This window comes from Methanolobus sp. ZRKC4, from assembly GCF_045291305.1.
In the GTDB taxonomy this organism is placed as follows: Archaea; Halobacteriota; Methanosarcinia; order Methanosarcinales; family Methanosarcinaceae; genus Methanolobus.
In genome coordinates this window covers 299,330-317,009 of sequence record NZ_CP146983.1, presented here as the reverse complement: position 1 = coordinate 317,009, position 17,680 = coordinate 299,330, and the positions used below count along the sequence as shown (strand labels likewise).

The window sequence follows — 17,680 nt, the reverse complement described above, 5'->3', positions numbered from 1 at the left end:
CATGTGACTAGTCATCATCTTTCCACCCGGAGAAATTATTTTTTGTTATTTACAATATTTTTATTATTCTTAGTTTAATTGTTTTAATGATGACCTAAGATTACAACGCCGTTGTAATACTATCAAAGCAATAGATTATTTTCGTGAGGGTAGTGAATTCAAACACAGTAAGCACATTTGATTGAGTTTATGATATATACATTTTCTTCTTATGCTTTACTATAACTGATTGCTCTTCAAGTTTCATGTTCTATACCAACTGAAGGCAAAAAGTGATGGAGGTATTATTATTAGTAAAGAAGAAATGTTCAAAGAATTATCAGATGCAGTTATCACATGCAAGAATGATGTTGTAACAGCAGCTGTAGAGAAAGCAAGAAATGAAGGTATTTCAGCTCCTGAAATCATCGAAAAAGGTCTTGCAGCCGGAATGAACGAAGTGGGTATTCTCTTTGAAAGAGGTAAGTTATTCCTTCCACACGTTATGATGGCAGCCGGTGCAATGGAAGCTGGTGTAGCTCTTCTTGAAGAAGACATGCCAAAGGACGCTGCAAGCAGTAAACTCGGCGTAATCGTCAATGGTACAGTCGAGGGAGACGTTCACGACATCGGAAAATCCATTGTGTCCACAATGCTTCAGTCCGCAGGATTTGAAGTCCACGACATTGGCAGAGATGTTCCTCTCCAGGACTTTATTGACAAGATTAAGGAAACTGATGCTGACATGGTAGGAATGTCCGCACTCATGACCACAACCCTTCCAGGTCAGAAAGATGTCATCGAGATGCTCAAGGAGAATGGTCTTAGAGATGGTATAAAGGTCATGGTAGGTGGCGCACCTGCAACCCAGGCATGGGCTGAGAAGATCGGCGCAGACTGCTATGCAGAGAATGCAAGTGAAGCTGTTGCAAAAGCTAAAGAATTACTCATTTAAGTCAGGTGTTATTCATGACAACAGAATATGCATTGAGAATGGGAGACGGAAAAAGAATCTCCATGACAAAGGAGCAGATCATGGCAGACCTCAGGGAAGGTATGGCAGATGCTGCAGACCTTGGAGAAATCCCCAACCTTAGTGAAGATGAACTTGACAAGCTTGTTGAGATTATGACAATGCCAGCTAGAATGGTTGGTGTTGAAGCAGGTAAGGAAGTTCCTGTAACCCACGATATCGGTACCATCAGAATCGATGGTGACCAGGGTAACAGTGGTGTAGGTATTCCATCCAGCAGGCTCGTTGGTGCAATGATGCACGAGAGGGCATTTGGTGCTGACACAATGGAACTGGGCCATATTGACTACAGTTTCAAGCCAGTAAAACCTGTCATTGCACAGGAAATGCAGACCATGGAAGTTTGCCAGCAGAACATGATAGTTCCTCTTCTCTACGGTGCAATGCCAAACATGGGTCTTTACTACACTCCTGATGGTCCTTTCGAGAACCCAGGAGATCTGATGAAGGCTTTCAAGATCAGAGAAGCACAGGAATCCATGGAACATTCAGCTGAGCACCTTACAAGGGACATTGTCTGGATCATGCAGAGACTCATGGCATCCGGTGCAGACGGTGTTAACTTCGATACAATTGGTGCTGCAGGAGACGGTGACATGTTCGCATCCCTCCATGCAATCGAGGCATTGAGAGAGCAGTACCCTGACATCTACATTGAAGCAGGTATGGCAGGAGAACTTCTGCTCGGTCTTCACGGTGAGATGGAATACGACGGTACAGTACTTGCAGGTCTGTGGCCACACCAGCAGGCTCCATTGGCAGCAAAGGCCGGTGCAAACGTATTCGGTCCTGTTGTGAACACAAATACCAGCAAAAGTGCAGCATGGAACCTTGGAAGAGCTGTTACATTCATCAAGGCAGCTGTTGAAGCTTCACCACTTCCATGTCATGTAGACATGGGTATGGGTGTAGGCGGTATTCCAATGTTCGAGACCCCTCCAATTGACGCTGTTTCAAGGGCCAGCAAGGCGATGGTCGAAATTGCTGGCGTCGATGGTATATAGATAGGGGTCGGCGACCCAGTGGGTATGCCGATCTCTCACATAATGGCTTCCGGAATGAGCGGTATCAGGGCAGCAGGAGACCTTGTTGCAAGGATGCAGTTCGAGAAGAACATGAGAATTGGAGAAGCAAAGGAATACGTTGCAAAGAAACTGGAAGTTTCAACTCTTGACCTCAGTGACGAGTATGTCATGAGGGAACTCAGAGAAGAGCTTGGTATCGGTGTAATCACTTCTGTTGCAGGAGCTCCAAAGGGAATTGCAGCAAAGATGAACATCGAGAAGATCTTGGATATTAAGATCAACAGTTGTGACAAATTCAGAGGACAGTTGAAGTAAATGGGGTTTATGCTGCCTTATCAACCAGTGGTTGATAAGGCAGCATAAATGGCATCTGCAATTTTCTTTTTTTGGGAGTTGCAGGTGTCACATTTTACCTAAAACAAGGGGTGAATATAAATGGATAAAGAAGAAGGAATAGACTGGCACCATGCAGAACAGTGCTCCAAAGTGGTTTGCGAAACCGGTGACGATAGCGGACTTGAACGTTCGATAGACTGGAAACAGGGTCTTGCAATTGCTGTGGGTGTGCCTCTGCTTATCTTGCCATCAATCGGATACTTTGCTAGCTGGCTATGGTCGGCTGCTATTATTGTATGGGGACTCTCTGTGTTCCAGGGTTTCATGCAGAATCTGGCCTACGGTGAACTTGCAACAACTTTCCCGAAGGCATCTGGTCTTCCCGGATTTGCACAAAATGTCTTCAAAACACCAAACTTCAAGGGAAAGTATGACAAAAGTAAACTAATAGGTGGATTCAGTGCATGGAGTTACTGGTTTGCCTGGAATCCCGTGCTTGCTATCTTTGCCATTCTTGTAGGTTTTTACCTGCACAGCTTGTTCCCTTCATTGGCAAATACTTTCAGTGAATACCAGCTTTCATTGGCTGCAGGTATTGTTATATTCGGAGCTCTTATACTTATTAACTACCGTGGTGTCTCAAGCGGCGCATTGGTAGGTTATATCCTCGCAGCATTGGCATTTGTTCCATTGATTATTATTGCACTGGCACCATATGCAACAGGTGATTTCGTACTTACAAATATCACCAGCACCTGGTTGCCAACCGACTGGGTATGGAATTTGAACAGCATTCTGATCCTGTTGGGTATCTTTGCAATGGCACAATGGAGTGCATGCGCATGGGAAACAGCAGCTATCTATGGTCCTGAGTACAAAAATCCAGGCAAGGATGTACCAAAAGCACTCTTTACCTGTGGTGCAATTTGTCTTCTGGCATTTGTAATCGTACAGACCACAGTTACCGGTGTACTCGGTATTGATGGAATTGCTAATGCACCAATCGACCCTATGCTTCCTGTTGCACAGATCGCTCTTGGTGACATGGGTTCAACGATTGCTATCGTAATGCTCATTGCTGCAATGGTCCTCATCATCCAGACTGCATACCTTGGTTCTGCAAGGGCAATGCACTCAATGGCAGTTGAAGGAAACCTTCCAAGAGTATTCGGTAGAGTTAATTCCCACGGTACTCCTATACTGGCAATGGTTGTTATCGGTATCTTCAACCTGGCACTCATTTCAATGGGTACTCCAACAGCTATCCTCGCAGCATCCGCTATAGGATACGTTTGTGCAAACGGTATCAGTCTTTTTGCATACGTAAAAGCAAAGGCAGATCCACATCTTGTAGGTCTTGAAAGGCCTTTCAAAGCACCTTCTGGCTGGAAGAATGTTGCATTGATGTTTGGTCTGTTCAACCTTCCTCTCTGTTTGATCGGTATTATTTACCTCAACAGTATCGAAGGAAGTTGGTTCTCTACTGGTGTAGGAATTCTTGTACTGGGTCTGTACATACCCATGTGGTATTACTCACAACATGAGAACCATGTTACAAAACAGGTGGAACCGCAGAGTGTATAAAATCAGAAAATCGTGGCAGTGGCATTGAAAAGTTCACTGCAATATTTTTTTAATTCGCATAACCTCCAATTATGCAAAGTAGTTAATTTGGCAGTTGCTAAGAAACAGTAGCAAGCTGCCAGATACTTTTTAGTTATTATGGAACTCATTTTAAAACTTAAAATACTATTTCTTAAATGATTGTGCTAAGGGTTTGCCTGGAGTTCAGATAACTCTCTGATGAACAATGGAAATATATTATACGTTTTTTGCCACCATAACCAATAACTGGAAGAAAGAGAACTGATGGCCGTAAGTTAATCACTGGTTTCCTCTTTGTTCTGATAACTGGCTGTAGATAAAGCCATGCCGGATCATTATGCTTCAAACTTAGCGTATGAGATGATTAAAGAGGCGGTATAAGGAAGGTATTTAGAATCCGATCATAGAATAGTGTGATTCCACGATATCAAAAAGGCGAAATTTTAATGGACACTGTGCATGTTGATATCAGTTCCATCGAAACTAAAAAGAGGAGAGGACACGGCTTATAGCGGCCACAAGAAATGAAAAGGAATAAAGATCCATGCGTGTGAAATCCATGAAGTTTTTCCTTTGAGGATTCAATAGCTTCTGGAAAAAGTACAATCCATTTTTTTAATTATATTCGTTTTTAAGAAATTTTTTCTGCTTTAGTTTTAAAAGAGGAGAACAATTCCTTACTCCATTGGAGCGCATTACTGTTAAAGCTCATAAGAATAGTATGGTCATATTGTTCCTGGTTGTTAAAGAAACAAAGGAAAAGGAAGCGATCTGTGCTGACCAATGTCGCAAGTCCTGTCTTTTCACCTGATACAAGCATCTCAGTATTTTCAAAATCCATGAATTTTTTCATATCTTCCGAATAGTCTTTTTTCATTCTTTCATGGACGGAACTTGTTACAATAAGGGAGACATTGATTCCCTTCTCGGCAAGACTTGAGTAGAGGGCAGGATATTCGGGATGGAAATAAGCATTAAATGCCATCACATAGCTGGATTTGGCTATATTTTCCGTAAACTCCTTCGGAAACTCAAAAAGGTAGTTAAGATCAGGCTCAATAATAACGCAGTTGCCAAGCTCACCGAATCTTTTTAACAGTGGTTCGGGAATTCCTTTGAGATCACGATTCAACCAATAACCGCTGTTCTCTTCAAAAACATCCACTGCATTCAAAAGAGGCATCATGTTTGCTACGAGCACTTTTCCCATATTGGTTAAGATGTAATAGTCTCCATTCTGGATTACAAGGCCATGTTCTTTGAGTTTCTTGATCTGGGGAATAAGAGCTGTAGATGTAACGTTTAGACTTGTTTTTATTTCTTCACGGCTTTTTTCTCCTTCTACTAGAAGAAGCAGAACATTTTTCCTTTTTTCAGAATTGAGAATTATGTCTATTAGTGAACCGTTCATTCATACCAACTGTTCTGATTTTATTGCAATAGTGTCTGAATTTTATGAATATCGTTATTCAAAGATTTCATATGCTGTTACTACATACTTTTTCTTGCGCACTCTTTTCTGTTTTATGTCTGTATAATGCCATTTCAATATTGCTACGCAGGTCATTTGCCTTGAAAGGTTTGACAATGTATCCGTAAGGTTTTGTTTTTTTTGCTTTTTCAAGTACTTCATCATCCGAATATGCAGTGAGATAGATTATCGGGATGTCAAATTTTTTGCGGATTTCCTCAGCAGTTTCCACTCCGTTCATATTCCCCTTCAACCTCACATCCATTAAAATGAGGTCAGGAAAAGTTATCTCTGCCATCTTGATAGCTTCTTCTCCGGTTGCTACTATAGCTGGTACAGTGTATCCGAAACTTTTCAGTTTTTTCTTTATATTAAGACCAATGATGCTTTCGTCCTCTACTACAAGAATTTTTACATCTTCCATGAGTTCACCTTAATTCTCCGTTATTTCAAAATTATTTTGAATTTTGTGCCTTTGCTTCTGTCGAGTTCAATGGTACCATCGATTTGGGATGTCAGGGTTGTGACCAATTGTAACCCCAGGGATTCAGTCTCTTTGAAATCGATATCATCAGGGAAACCTACGCCATTGTCCCCAACTGTCAATGTCAGTTTTCTGTTTTCAAGATTCAAGTAAACGTATATCTCTCCTTTTTCCCCGGGCTTAAATGCATGTTTGAATGAATTCGAGACAAGTTCATTTACAATCATACCCAGAGGAATGGCAGTATCCATGTCAAGGAAAGTGGGATCAACGTTCATTTTAACTTTAATGCACTCTTTGTTAATTGCATATGAATATAATAGCTCGTTAACAAGTTTTACGAGATAATCGGAAAAATCTATGCTCTCCATATCCTGTGACCTGTAAAGTTCTTCGTGTACCAGAGCCATAGATATCACACGGTTCTGGCTTTCCTTGAAAGCTTCGATAATTTCTTCATCTTCAAATTTATCAGATTCAAGATCTAGCAGGCTTGAGATGACTTGAAGATTATTTTTTATCCGGTGATGTATCTCTTTTTTGCGTATTTCCTCGATTTTCTCACGCTCATCCATCATTCTTGACAGTGTTTCTCTCGTTTTCTCGATTCCTTCTGTCAGTATCCGGAAATCACCTCCTCCATATACCTGTACTTCTCTTGAAAAATCGTTTTTCTGTACTGATGTAAGCACCTGGCTTAAGTCTTTAATTATAGTATCGAGTAATTCGGCAAAATTATCCAGTGTATCTGCAAGTTGTCTGAATTCTCCCTTTACATTCAAATGGGATCTTTCGCTAAGATTTCCTTTAGCAAGTGCGTTTGTAAGTCTTATAGTATCACGGATAGGTGTTATTACAGCATCAAGAATTTCATTGAGACCCATTGGTATTTCCTTGAAGTCGCTTTCCACATCTGTTTCAGCCCTTGAGTCAAGTTTTCCTCTCACTGCATCATTTGATATACTCTTAAAATCACTAACAATTTCTTTGATAGGTCTTGTGAAGGACAGTGCTATGAGGTATGAGATTCCGGCCATGAAAATTATGGCGACAAAAGATATATGCAAAAGTTTGTCACTGAGGGTATGTACGCCTGCGAGCATCTCATCTTTCGGAATTACCAAAATAAATGAAAAATTGCCTGTTTCTATTGGCTCGTAAAACATTACCACTTCTTTACCTGTAATAGGATCGATGGTTTCAACATGGCCGCTTTTTCCCTCTTTAATATCATCTGCAGCTTTTGAGAATTCTTCAATTCCAAGATCATAGAGTGTTTTTTCTCCAATCCCTTCTTTTCTGGTAGGATGTGAGACAAGGATGCCGGTGTTACCGGTCATGAAGGCATAGCCAGTATCGAATGCTTTTATTTCACTGGTAATTTCGTCCAGGTAATTTAGTGAAACATCAACTCCGCCGATTCCGACAAATTCACCATTTTTCATTATCGGGGAAACATAACTTACGAGGAAGACCCCTTCATAATAGTAGGGCTCTGTTATTACTTCATTTTTTGTGCTTTTTGGCAGTTGATAGTAATCAAGTGTTTCATAATTCAGAAGAGGATCGATTTCTATGGGCCCGTCTATCTTGTTCCAGTAAGGAATGAATCTTCCGGTGGAATCGTGCCCAATAGAGTTCACATATAAATGATCATTACCGTCAAAAGCGTCAGGTTCGTAGGCAACATATGTGCCGAGCAGGTGAGGATGTTCGACTAACAGGTTGTGAAGCATGTTGCTTGCTTCCTCCCTACTCATAGAATCATAGCTGCCCATGCTCACAGCTATGGTTTCTGCAATAGCAAAGTTTGTTTCCATATCACCATTGAACTCATTTGCATAGTTTCTGGCCATTTCTATGGATTGCTGGTAGGCAAGTTCCTCTTCCTGGGTGGTCACAGTAGAAATGGTCATTGCAGTGCTTGCTGCAAGCACAAGTAGGGTACCTGTTACTATGTACAGAATGAGTCTGAATTTCAGTGACATATTTTTCAATTTGTTTTGTAAAATCTGTAATTTATTTGGCATTGCATTTATCCGCAATGTTTTATTGTGTTAACAATAGGTTAGACGCATTCTACTTTAAAATATACCCATATTAAAATTACAATGGCTTTGTAATAATGCAATGTTATTACAATCATTCTGATTGGTACGAATATTTTTTTCTATTTTACAAATTCAAAATCAATAGCATGTTTTGCTGAGTTTATGATTTATACCATTTTTTATATTTGGCACATGTAGTCCTTATTCCTACCCGTAATTTCAAAAGCGAATAAAGGAATATTTAGGAGGTAAAACATGTCCAATCAAGAACTTTTAGACAAACTCAGAGACGCTATAGTCAATCAGGATATCAATGGCTGTGCCGCAGCTACCCAGGAAGCCCTGGATGCTGGTATCGGTGCAGTTGAAGCAATCGAAGGCGGTCTTTCCGTCGGAATGAAGATCGTCGGTGACAGGTTCGAAGCAGCCGAGATCTACCTTCCACAGATCATGATGTCCGCTAAGGCCATGAACGCAGCAATGGAAATTCTCACCCCTATCCTTGCAGAAGAAAAGACCGGAGAAGGTGCAGGAACAGCAATCACATATGTACAGGAAGGCGACATCCACGATATCGGTCACCGTTTAGTCACAACCATGCTCGGTGCAAACGGATTCAACATCATCGACCTTGGTGTAGACATACCAAACGACTCAATTGTTGAAGAAGTAGCAAAGAACAAGGGCCAGAAGCTCATCCTTGTGGGTTCAGCACTCATGACAACATCCATGCTCGGCCAGAAAGACACAGTAGAGATGCTCAAGGAAGAAGGTCTCAGGGACGACGTCAAGATCATGTTCGGTGGAGCACCTGTATCCGACTCATGGATCGAGGAAATCGGCGCAGACGCAACAGCAGAAAATGCAGCAGATGCAGCACGTGTAGCTCTTGAGATAATGAAATAAGGGAGAGTTCAAAGATGGCATTTTCAAGATCATTAGATTGTTTTGAATTCTATGAGCGTGCAAAGAAGGGAGAGAAAATGACCCAGGACGACTGGGACCTCATGACAATCCCTATGAAAGCAATGGAGCTCAAACAGAAATACAACCTTGACTTCAAGAACGAATTCGTTCCAACCGACAAGGACATGATGGCAAACCTGTTCAAGGCAGGTTTCGACATGCTTCTTGAGTGCGGTATCTTCTGTACCGACACAAGCCGTGTAGTAAAATACACCGAGGATGAAATCTGGGACTCAATCAACAACGTGCAGAAGGAATTCGTACTCGGAACCGGTCGTGACTCCGTAAACGTCAGGAAAAGAAACGTAGGCGACAAGAAAAAGCCAATCGTTCAGGGTGGTCCAACCGGTTCCCCTATCTCAGAAGACATGTTCATGCCTGTTCACATGAGCTACGCTCTTGAGAAGGAAATCGACACCATCGTTAACGGTGTCATGATGACTGTCCGTGGCAAGCCTCCAATTCCAAAGACTCCTTACGAAGTACTCGCTGCCAAGACCGAGACAAGGCTTATCAAGACTGCAGCAGCAATGGCCGGAAGGCCAGGAATAGGCATATAGGGACCAGAGACTTCCCTGTCCGCTCAGGGAAATATCGCTTCAGACTGCGTCGGTGGCCAGGTCTGCAGTGATAGTCACGAAGTATCCCAGCTCAATGAACTTAAGATCGACCTTGACGCAGTTTGTGTCATGGCACACTATCAGGGTAACAGCGACATCATCATGGATGAGCAGATGCCAATCTTTGGTGGCTATGCCGGCGGCATAGAAGAGACTGCTATCGTTGATATCGCAACCCACATCAATGCTTTTGTTATGAGCAATGCCAGCTGGCACCTTGACGGTCCTGTGCACATCCGCTGGGGCTCTACCAACACCAGGGAAACTCTGATGATCGCAGGCTGGACCTGTGCAACCATCTCAGAGTTCACTGACATGCTTTCCGGTAACCAGTACTACCCATGTGCCGGTCCATGTACCGAGATGTGTCTGCTTGAAGCATCCGCACAGTCCATGACTGACACTGCATCCGGCCGTGAGATTCTGTCCGGTGTTGCAGCTGCAAAGGGTGTTGTTCAGGACAAGACCACAGGTATGGAAGCAAGGATGATGGGAGAAGTCGCAAGAGCAACATCCGGTATGGATATTGGAGAAGTCAACAAGATTCTCGACTCTCTTGTCAAACTCTACGAGAATGACTATGCAAGTGCACCAGAGGGTAAGACTTTCCAGGAATGTTACGACATCGCTACCGTAACACCAACCGATGAGTATGTGAAGGTCTACGAAGGCGCACGCAAGAAGCTCGAAGAGCTTGGACTTGTATTCTAAGTCCTAAATCCTCGTGATAAACTAGTTTATCACTTCCCTAATGGCCAGCGTCTAATCACCGCTGGCTAACTTTGTTTCAGGAGCTTACATTTATGACAGAATATACTCCAAAAGAACGATTAGCAAGAGCGCTTAAAGGCGAGCCTATTGACAGGATGCCTGCAATATCGGTCACCCAGACCGGAACCGTTGAGCAGATGGAAGCCTGTGGAGCGTTCTGGCCCGAGGCTAACAACGATGCTGAAAAGATGGCAACACTTGCGGAAGCAGGCCACACCGTAGTCGGCTTTGAAGCTGTGCGTGTTCCTTTTGACATCACCGCAGAAGCAGAATTCTTTGGCTGTGAGATCAAGGACGGTACAAGAGAACAGCAGCCATCCGTTGTAGGTCATGTAGTAAAGAACACAGAAGAGATCGACAAGCTCAAAGGTTATGACCTCAACGAGGGAAGGATCGGTGTTGTATGTGATGCTATCAAGATTCTTGCTGACAAGTACGGTGATGAACTTCCTATCATGGGAAGTATGATCGGTCCTTTCTCCCTTGCCCAGCACCTCAATGGCGATGACTGGTTCATGGCAATCTTTACAGACGAGGAATTCGGTCTTGCTCTTATGGAATTCACAACCGAATTCAATGTAGCTTATGCCAAAAAGATGGTCGAGAACGGTGCAGACACAATGGTCATCATTGACCCAACCGCAAGTGCACAGCTCATTGGCGCTGAGTTCTACGAGAAATTTGTGGTACCTTATCACAAGAAGATCTGCGATGCTATGCGTGAACTCGATGTAACTACCGTACTGCATATCTGTGGCGATACTACCCAGGGTCTTGCACTCATGGAATCATCAGGTGTGGACGGTATCAGTGTTGACCAGAACGTGGATGTTGCAACTGCTGTTGCAAGCGTTGAGAAGGCTATCATAGTCGGTAACCTCGATCCTGTTAACATGCTTTGGAACCAGACACCTGAGGCTATCAAGGAAGAGTCACAGAAGGTACTGGATGCAGGAGTAGGTCTCCTTGGTCCTGGCTGTGGTATTGTGAGCAAGACTCCTACCGAAAACCTCCAGGCAATGGTCGAGATGGCAAAAAGCCACAAATATTGATATCGATATTAATTTTTTACCTCCGGGTCAAATCATTCACGTGAGTAGTCATCACTTTTCCCGGGATTCTTTCTCTTTTTATTATAAAGTTACAACATTAAGTATCCTGAGAATCTCTTATCTACTATGGTGCTAAAAACAAAAGATAAAAGATCTTGTCATTACGTGATATCTCACACAATGAAACGCTATGTAGAAAACTAGGTTCAAAGCCCGTTGCAAAAATGAATTCGCATGGGCATCATGAGAAAGATGGTAAATATGGTAAATATGGATTATATCAGTGATTTTTTTGGATTTATGAAAAAAGCGACGACAGCAGTTCAGACAGTAGATGCCATAAGGGAGCGTCTGGATGCTGAAGGTTTTTTGGAATTGAATATGAATGAGCCGTGGACATTGAATGCTTCAGGGAAATACTATCTGACACCTTATCCTTCCATGTTGCTGGGCTTTACTATTGGAAGCGGTCAATATCTGACAACAGGTGTGAAGATGATTGTTGCGCATACGGATAATCCCGGGTTCAGGATAAAACCCAGTCCTGAGATGAACAGTGAAGGAATGTTGACATTGAATGTGGAACGCTACGGCGGACCTATTCTGAATACATGGTTTGACCGTCCTTTATCTATCGCCGGAAGGATAGCGGTGAAGTCCGATGAGGTGTTGAAGCCTAAAGTCATTCATCTGGATTTTCAAAAACCGATACTTACCATTCCTAATCTGGCCATCCACATGAACCGCGAGGTCAATAAAGGTGTGGAAATTAAAGTGCAAAAAGAAATGCAACCTCTCTTAACCCAGTTGATCGAAGATGAGATCAAGGACAATTATCTGTTGGATCTGGTCGCGGAGGAAGTTGGAGTCGATCGTGAGAATATTCTGGACATGGACCTGAGTATCTATTGCAGTGAAGAAGGTATGTTGGTGGGAGTCAGAGAGGAATTCATCTCTTGTCCGAGAATCGATGATCTGTCCATGGTGTATGCTGCTATGGAAGCTCTTGTAGGATCAAAGCATAAAAATGGAATCAATATGGTGGCATTCATGGACAATGAAGAGATAGGTTCCATGACCAAACAAGGTGCTGACTCCTTGATGCTGAGAACTATTTTGGAAAGAATCCATATATCAACGGCGAAAACGGAACAGCAGTTCACCCGTCAATTGATGGACACCTTTGTGATCTCAGCTGATGGCGCTCATGGATTGCATCCCAATTACGGTGAAATGAATGATATTACCAACAAGCCTGTAATGAACAAAGGGATGACCATCAAGATTAGTGGCAATCGTTCCTATGCATCGGAAGTTGAAACTATTGCAGCTTTTCAGCAACTGTGTGACAAGGCCGGTGTGAAATATCAAAAATTTGTAAATCATTCGGATCAACCGGGAGGAACGACCTTGGGTCCATTGCTCAGCAAATATATACCTGTTCACGTGGTGGATGCGGGATTGCCGATGTTGGCAATGCATTCAACCAGGGAGCTGATGGGCAAAAAGGACTTCCTGGATTCCATCGAGATATTCAAGACATTTTTCCAATTGGAGGAATGATACAAAAAAGCCGTTTATTTCTCCGGGCTGAATCCTTCTGATGAATTGTAGCTTTTCCCGGAGAATGTTTTTATTTTTCCTGTCACTCATTTTTTCTGTGGAGAACTGAATATGAGAAAGTTCAATGGAATATCATGTACACTAAAAGGGTGTAAGGTTTAGTAAATCCAATTAAAATCTGAGATAAGACATTAAAAGAAAACAAAAAAGATTTCGTCATTATGTGACTTTGCACATAATGAAACACAGATTGGCGGAAACCCCGGGAATTTAACCCGACTGAACGGATTTAGAGTCCATTCGATCAACCTGATCTGATTTCCATGATGATTGGAGTTTTGTATCCACTTCTAAGTGTGAATTAATACTATTTATATTTTACGTACAATGGTATATGCAAAATATGATAATTGTTGCTTGTTGCCGCTTAATAACATTTTATCATCCAGTTAAACGCAAATTATATAGTAAAGGAAAAATGAAGGCTGATGCCTTTTTCATTTTTCCGCTTGTGGAATTCCTGTTCCAAGGAACATGAGTTTTGTTTCAACAGGAGCTCCGCCTTTTTCCATCATTGTGATGTCTTCTCTCTTGATTTCGATACTTACATCTTCTGCTTTGATACCCGAGTTTTCCATATAATCAAGTATTAGCTTATTCCCACGCTCCGTAGCGTATTCGATAGCTTCTGAGTAAAGTGAGAACTCCTTTCTTTCCATTGGAGAGAACACCAGAATAGTCCTCTTCGTTTTCTGGTAGAATGACTTGATAAGTATCTCTACGGTCTTGACACCTTTTCCAACAAGTGCTCCCACTGCATTTCCCACATCTGCATGTTCGGGAACTATAATAGTTGCATCTATCAGCTTGTTAAGTTCTTCCACATAGGCATGCACAGGTCCTCCAAGTAAGACCACCGGTACATTCACTTTGAATTGCGAGAAGAACTCGCCGCGGATTATTTTTTCTATCTCTGATTTTTCAACACCTTTGAACATGAAACTCATAAGGTCCAGTGCCATGTTGATGGCCACTTCTTTTTTGATGTGGATGCAAAGCTCATTTTCGTCCATGGTTGTAAGCCTTGCAAGTATCTTTGCACCTGTAAGTGAGGCTTCCCGGCTCCATATTGTGTACTCTCCAAGCACATGCAGTACATCTGTAGGGGTAAATCCGATGGCCTGGACAAGCCTTTTTTGTATCAATGCATCTATCTGGTCTGCAGATATCGGAGTTTTCATATTCCAGAAGATATCATTAATTGAAACAGGTTCCGTCCCTATTGTTCCAAGAAGCTTTTTTTCAAATTCACTAAGGTTTGGTGCTTCTTTTCCTGTTCTTACAAAGAATTTTGTGGGCTGGATATTCTCTGCAAGAGGAACCCTTGAAGGTGTTCTGCCTGATTTGAGTTGTTCCATGAACCCGGGATATTTTACAGCAGCAAGGCAGAGTGGTATCACCCTGCGAGGTCCGATATTGATATTGCGGTTCTTTATCCATATATGGCTATCTCCACCCATTGCGGAAGTTTCCATACGTATGGCTTTGACTTTTGTGTGCCATCCACCTACCACGGCTCCTGTATCAACAAGTTCGGGTAGACCGTTGTGATTTAGCGAAACATCGGTGCTTGTCCCGCCTACATCAATAACAGCACATGTATCGTTTTTAGAGAGGAAGGATGCTCCCATCAGGCTGGCAGCAGGTCCAGAAAATATTGATTCTATTGGTCTTTCCATGGCTTCATGGATTCCGATGACCGAGCCGTCACATTTGAGCATCATTAATTTTGCATCGATTCCTCTTTTTTCAATATCGGTAATAATAGCATTTATGAATTGGTCCGCTATGGGGAGAAGTTGAGCATTAAGGTATGCAGTAACACCCCTTTCATAGGCTCCAAGATCCTGCGACAGTTCATGACCGCAGACTACCGGAAGGCCTGTAAGTTCGGTTATTAGTTTCTTTACTTTTAGTTCATGGTCAGGGTTTCGAATACTGAAATATGAGGAAATAGCAAATGCGGACACTCTGTCTTTCATTTTCAGGGCATATTCTTTGACAGCTTCAATATCAAGCACTTCGTCTTCGGTTCCTACTACATTGTGTCCTCCATTCACTACAACATAGTCAGTGATAGGCATATTTGCAGGCAGGGTGTGTTTTCCTATAAGGATAAGAGCTACAGGATACCCTGTTTTCTCAAGTATTGTATTGGTGGCAAGAGTTGTGGATACTGATACAAGTTTAATGTCATTCAGGTATTTGCTGTTCAGTCCGTCCATTGCATTCTCTATACCGGTCAGCAGATCAGGATAGGTTGTGAGTGCCTTGTTCGAGTCGATAACTGTTCTGTCCTCATTCCTGATTATCACTGCATCAGTGTAAGTTCCACCGGCATCGATTCCCAGACTATATTGCATTTAATCTACCTCCATTGTTGCCCTATTCTTCCTTGCCTGACCTGTACCCGAAAAAGCGAGTCTTGTTTCCACAGGAAGTCCTCCTTCGTGTGTAATAATATCATTTCGATGCATATCAATGTTTACTCCATCGTTGTCCATTCCTGAATTGATCATATACTTCATGATGAGTTTGGTTCCCATCTCTTCTCCAAATTCCAGAGCTTCGTGGTATGATGAGACCTCTTCCCTTCCTCCAGGGAAAAAAACCACAAAAGATGATGTTTTCAGATTATATTTTGACTCTGTGTAATTTGCTTTTATCAGCACTTCAAGTTTTTTGGAGCCTTTTCCTGCAACCGCACCGACAGCATTTCCAACACTACAATTATCTGGTACAATTATCTGTGCATCTATGAATCTGGCAAGCTCTTTTGAATAGGCACCGACAGGCCCCCCAAGCAGAACAACAGGCAGTTCTACCTTAAATCTTGCAAAGAATTTACCCATAAGGACTTTTTCGATCTCTTCTTTACTGATGCCCTCAAGTAGAAAAGAAATTAGATTCAATGCCATGTTCCTGGCTACATCCTCTTTTATTTGCAGACAAAGCTCGTCCTCATCAATTCCGGCAAGTGTAGCCAGTATACTTGCTCCAAGTAAAGATGCATCTTTGTTCCACTGCGTATATTCTTGAAGAACATGCAGGGCGTCGGTGGGAGTAAATCCAATGGTTTTGATAAGCCTCTTTTGTATCAACAGGTCAAGTGTTCCTGGATTTGGAAGCCTGTTCTCATTCCAGTATATTTCACTGACAGTCAGTGGCCTATCTCCAATCCTTGATAGTAGCTCTTTTTCTGCAGAACTGATATCTGAAGCTTCAAGTCCTGACCTGATGAAGAACTTAGTAGGCTGCAGGTTCTCACCGATCTGGTTACGTAAGATTACCTGGTTTTGTTTGAGCTTTTCAACGATCTCAGGATATTCCACAGCAGCTAAGCAGAGTGGTATAACCCTTCTTGGGCCAATACTGATGACATGGTTCTTGATCCAAACATGGCTGTCTCCTCCCATGGCTGATGTTTCCATGCGTATGGCTTTAACCTTCGTATGCCATCCACCAACCACAGCACCTGCTTCGCTAAGTTGTGGTATTCCACGATATATCAGTGAAACGTCTGTACTTGTTCCTCCTACATCTATGACGGCGCAATCTTCATTTCCTGAAAGATATGCTGCTCCCACAAGACTTGCTGCAGGCCCCGAAAACACTGATTCGATCGGTTTTTTCAAAGCTTCATTGATAGCTACCACAGATCCATCACATTTGAGCATCATCAGTTTGGCATCTATACCTCTTTTCTTAATATCAGACTGGATAGCATCTATGAAGTGGCTTGCTATGGGAATCAGTTGAGCATTCAGGTAAGCAGTTACTCCACGCTCATATGCACCTAAGTCCTGAGAAAGCTCATGTCCACATACAACCGGAAGACCTGTAAGTTCAGTTACGATCTCTTTTACTTTAAGTTCATGATCTGGATTTCTCACGCTGAAATAGGAAGATACAGCAAAGGCAGAAACTTTGTTTTTGATGCTGAGAACAAAGTTTCGTGCAGAATCCAGGTCAAGGGGGCATACTTCATTTCCTGCACTGTTATGCCCTCCTTTTACAAGAACAAAATTTTCTATCTTTGCTCTGTTTGGAATGTCTGCATCATTAACAAGGATTAGTCCTACTGGATAACCAGTCTTCTCCAGAACGCTGTTAGTTGCCAGAGTAGTTGATACTGATACATAGTGAACGTTTTCAAGATAGTGTGGGTCCAGTTGATCCAAAGTGTTCCTGATACCTATTAACAGGTCGGGATAAGTTGTAAGAGATTTGTTGGATTTTACTATGCTCCCATCGGAATCCCTGATTATCGCAACATCAGTGTAGGTGCCTCCGGCATCTATTCCAAGACTGTAATGCATCAGAAGTCCTCCAGGGAACTTTCAGCATTTAGGATATTATTCTTGAAAACAGTAGATGTGGTCTTTAAGGGTAGGGTACCCATAAAACTAAAAATTTCAATATATGTTGTTTTTGATAAAGTCATTTATAACCCTCAAAAAACGGATTGGTTTGTAGAAATATTTGCTCCTTTCTGTTTTAGTGGAGGTAAAACAAAGGAGCAATTGAAAGAGGTAGAATTTCTACAGAGATCATCTGCCAGGATATAGACCCAATTTAAATCAAGGCAACTTGTTTAATCTCCATTTCCTATTATAGCATATCTCCTATTTATATTTTTGCATTAAGCTGAATCTGTATAGCAA

11 protein-coding genes and 2 pseudogenes are annotated in these 17,680 nt (G+C 42.2%); 8 read left to right on the top strand and 5 right to left on the bottom strand.

Features of this window, described 5'->3' with window-relative positions:
* Positions 1–304: 304 nt before the first annotated feature.
* From mtbC to V7O67_RS01615, 3 genes and pseudogenes are all read left to right on the top strand, one after another.
* Complete coding sequence (gene mtbC, locus V7O67_RS01625) at positions 305–934, top strand: dimethylamine corrinoid protein MtbC (protein WP_406670638.1); 630 nt, start codon at positions 305–307, stop codon at positions 932–934.
* Positions 935–948: 14 nt separating this feature from the next.
* Positions 949–2,352, top strand: a pseudogene (gene mtbB, locus V7O67_RS01620) ([dimethylamine--corrinoid protein] Co-methyltransferase).
* Positions 2,353–2,472: 120 nt separating this feature from the next.
* The gene (locus V7O67_RS01615; protein WP_406670637.1) at positions 2,473–3,957 is read left to right on the top strand and encodes an APC family permease; all 1,485 of its coding nucleotides are present in this window, start codon (positions 2,473–2,475) and stop codon (positions 3,955–3,957) included.
* A gap of 652 nt (positions 3,958–4,609) precedes the next feature.
* On the opposite strand, the gene V7O67_RS01610 is transcribed toward V7O67_RS01615, so the two are convergent.
* The 3 genes from V7O67_RS01610 to V7O67_RS01600 form a co-directional block, all read right to left on the bottom strand.
* Positions 4,610–5,389, bottom strand: a complete 780-nt coding sequence (locus tag V7O67_RS01610; protein ID WP_406655954.1) for a helix-turn-helix transcriptional regulator — start codon at positions 5,387–5,389, stop codon at positions 4,610–4,612.
* A 67-nt stretch (positions 5,390–5,456) separates the two neighbouring features.
* Positions 5,457–5,873, bottom strand: coding sequence for a response regulator (locus tag V7O67_RS01605; RefSeq protein ID WP_406670636.1), 417 nt, complete (start codon positions 5,871–5,873; stop codon positions 5,457–5,459).
* Positions 5,874–5,893: 20 nt separating this feature from the next.
* Positions 5,894–7,921: a histidine kinase dimerization/phosphoacceptor domain -containing protein gene (locus tag V7O67_RS01600; protein WP_406670635.1), complete on the bottom strand. Its 2,028-nt coding sequence runs from the start codon at positions 7,919–7,921 to the stop codon at positions 5,894–5,896.
* A gap of 318 nt (positions 7,922–8,239) precedes the next feature.
* Between V7O67_RS01600 and V7O67_RS01595 the strand changes: the two genes are divergently transcribed.
* The 4 genes and pseudogenes from V7O67_RS01595 to V7O67_RS01580 all read left to right on the top strand — a co-directional run bounded on the left by V7O67_RS01595 (position 8,240) and on the right by V7O67_RS01580 (position 12,956).
* Positions 8,240–8,890, top strand: a complete 651-nt coding sequence (locus V7O67_RS01595; protein WP_406670634.1) for a methyltransferase cognate corrinoid protein — start codon at positions 8,240–8,242, stop codon at positions 8,888–8,890.
* Between the two features lie 14 nt (positions 8,891–8,904).
* Positions 8,905–10,281: pseudogene (locus tag V7O67_RS01590) on the top strand (monomethylamine:corrinoid methyltransferase).
* Between the two features lie 92 nt (positions 10,282–10,373).
* Entirely contained in the window at positions 10,374–11,393 is a 1,020-nt protein-coding gene (mtbA, locus tag V7O67_RS01585; protein WP_406655951.1) for a methylcobamide:CoM methyltransferase MtbA, read from the top strand.
* Positions 11,394–11,627: 234 nt separating this feature from the next.
* Entirely contained in the window at positions 11,628–12,956 is a 1,329-nt protein-coding gene (locus V7O67_RS01580; RefSeq protein ID WP_406670633.1) for a M18 family aminopeptidase, read from the top strand.
* A gap of 497 nt (positions 12,957–13,453) precedes the next feature.
* Here V7O67_RS01580 and V7O67_RS01575 read toward each other — a convergent pair whose 3' ends face one another.
* Positions 13,454–15,379: a hydantoinase/oxoprolinase family protein gene (locus tag V7O67_RS01575; protein ID WP_342303777.1), complete on the bottom strand. Its 1,926-nt coding sequence runs from the start codon at positions 15,377–15,379 to the stop codon at positions 13,454–13,456.
* The gene (locus V7O67_RS01570; RefSeq protein ID WP_406670631.1) at positions 15,380–17,335 is read right to left on the bottom strand and encodes a hydantoinase/oxoprolinase family protein; all 1,956 of its coding nucleotides are present in this window, start codon (positions 17,333–17,335) and stop codon (positions 15,380–15,382) included.
* A gap of 42 nt (positions 17,336–17,377) precedes the next feature.
* On the opposite strand from V7O67_RS01570, the gene V7O67_RS01565 reads away from it, so the two are divergent.
* A complete protein-coding gene (locus V7O67_RS01565; protein WP_342303779.1) occupies positions 17,378–17,584 on the top strand; it encodes a hypothetical protein in 207 nt (68 codons plus the stop codon).
* Positions 17,585–17,680: the final 96 nt, after the last annotated feature.

What these genes read in the sequence shown, in the direction of transcription:
- V7O67_RS01595 (WP_406670634.1), top strand. Translation starts at nt 8,240, where the DNA reads ATGTCCAATCAAGAACTTTTAGACAAACTCAGAGACGCTATAGTCAAT.
- mtbA (WP_406655951.1), top strand. Translation starts at nt 10,374, where the DNA reads ATGACAGAATATACTCCAAAAGAACGATTAGCAAGAGCGCTTAAAGGC.
- V7O67_RS01615 (WP_406670637.1), top strand. Translation starts at nt 2,473, where the DNA reads ATGGATAAAGAAGAAGGAATAGACTGGCACCATGCAGAACAGTGCTCC.
- V7O67_RS01600 (WP_406670635.1), bottom strand. Translation starts at nt 7,921, where the DNA reads ATGTCACTGAAATTCAGACTCATTCTGTACATAGTAACAGGTACCCTA.
- V7O67_RS01610 (WP_406655954.1), bottom strand. Translation starts at nt 5,389, where the DNA reads ATGAACGGTTCACTAATAGACATAATTCTCAATTCTGAAAAAAGGAAA.
- V7O67_RS01570 (WP_406670631.1), bottom strand. Translation starts at nt 17,335, where the DNA reads ATGCATTACAGTCTTGGAATAGATGCCGGAGGCACCTACACTGATGTT.
- V7O67_RS01605 (WP_406670636.1), bottom strand. Translation starts at nt 5,873, where the DNA reads ATGGAAGATGTAAAAATTCTTGTAGTAGAGGACGAAAGCATCATTGGT.
- mtbC (WP_406670638.1), top strand. Translation starts at nt 305, where the DNA reads ATGTTCAAAGAATTATCAGATGCAGTTATCACATGCAAGAATGATGTT.
- V7O67_RS01575 (WP_342303777.1), bottom strand. Translation starts at nt 15,379, where the DNA reads ATGCAATATAGTCTGGGAATCGATGCCGGTGGAACTTACACTGATGCA.
- V7O67_RS01580 (WP_406670633.1), top strand. Translation starts at nt 11,628, where the DNA reads ATGGGCATCATGAGAAAGATGGTAAATATGGTAAATATGGATTATATC.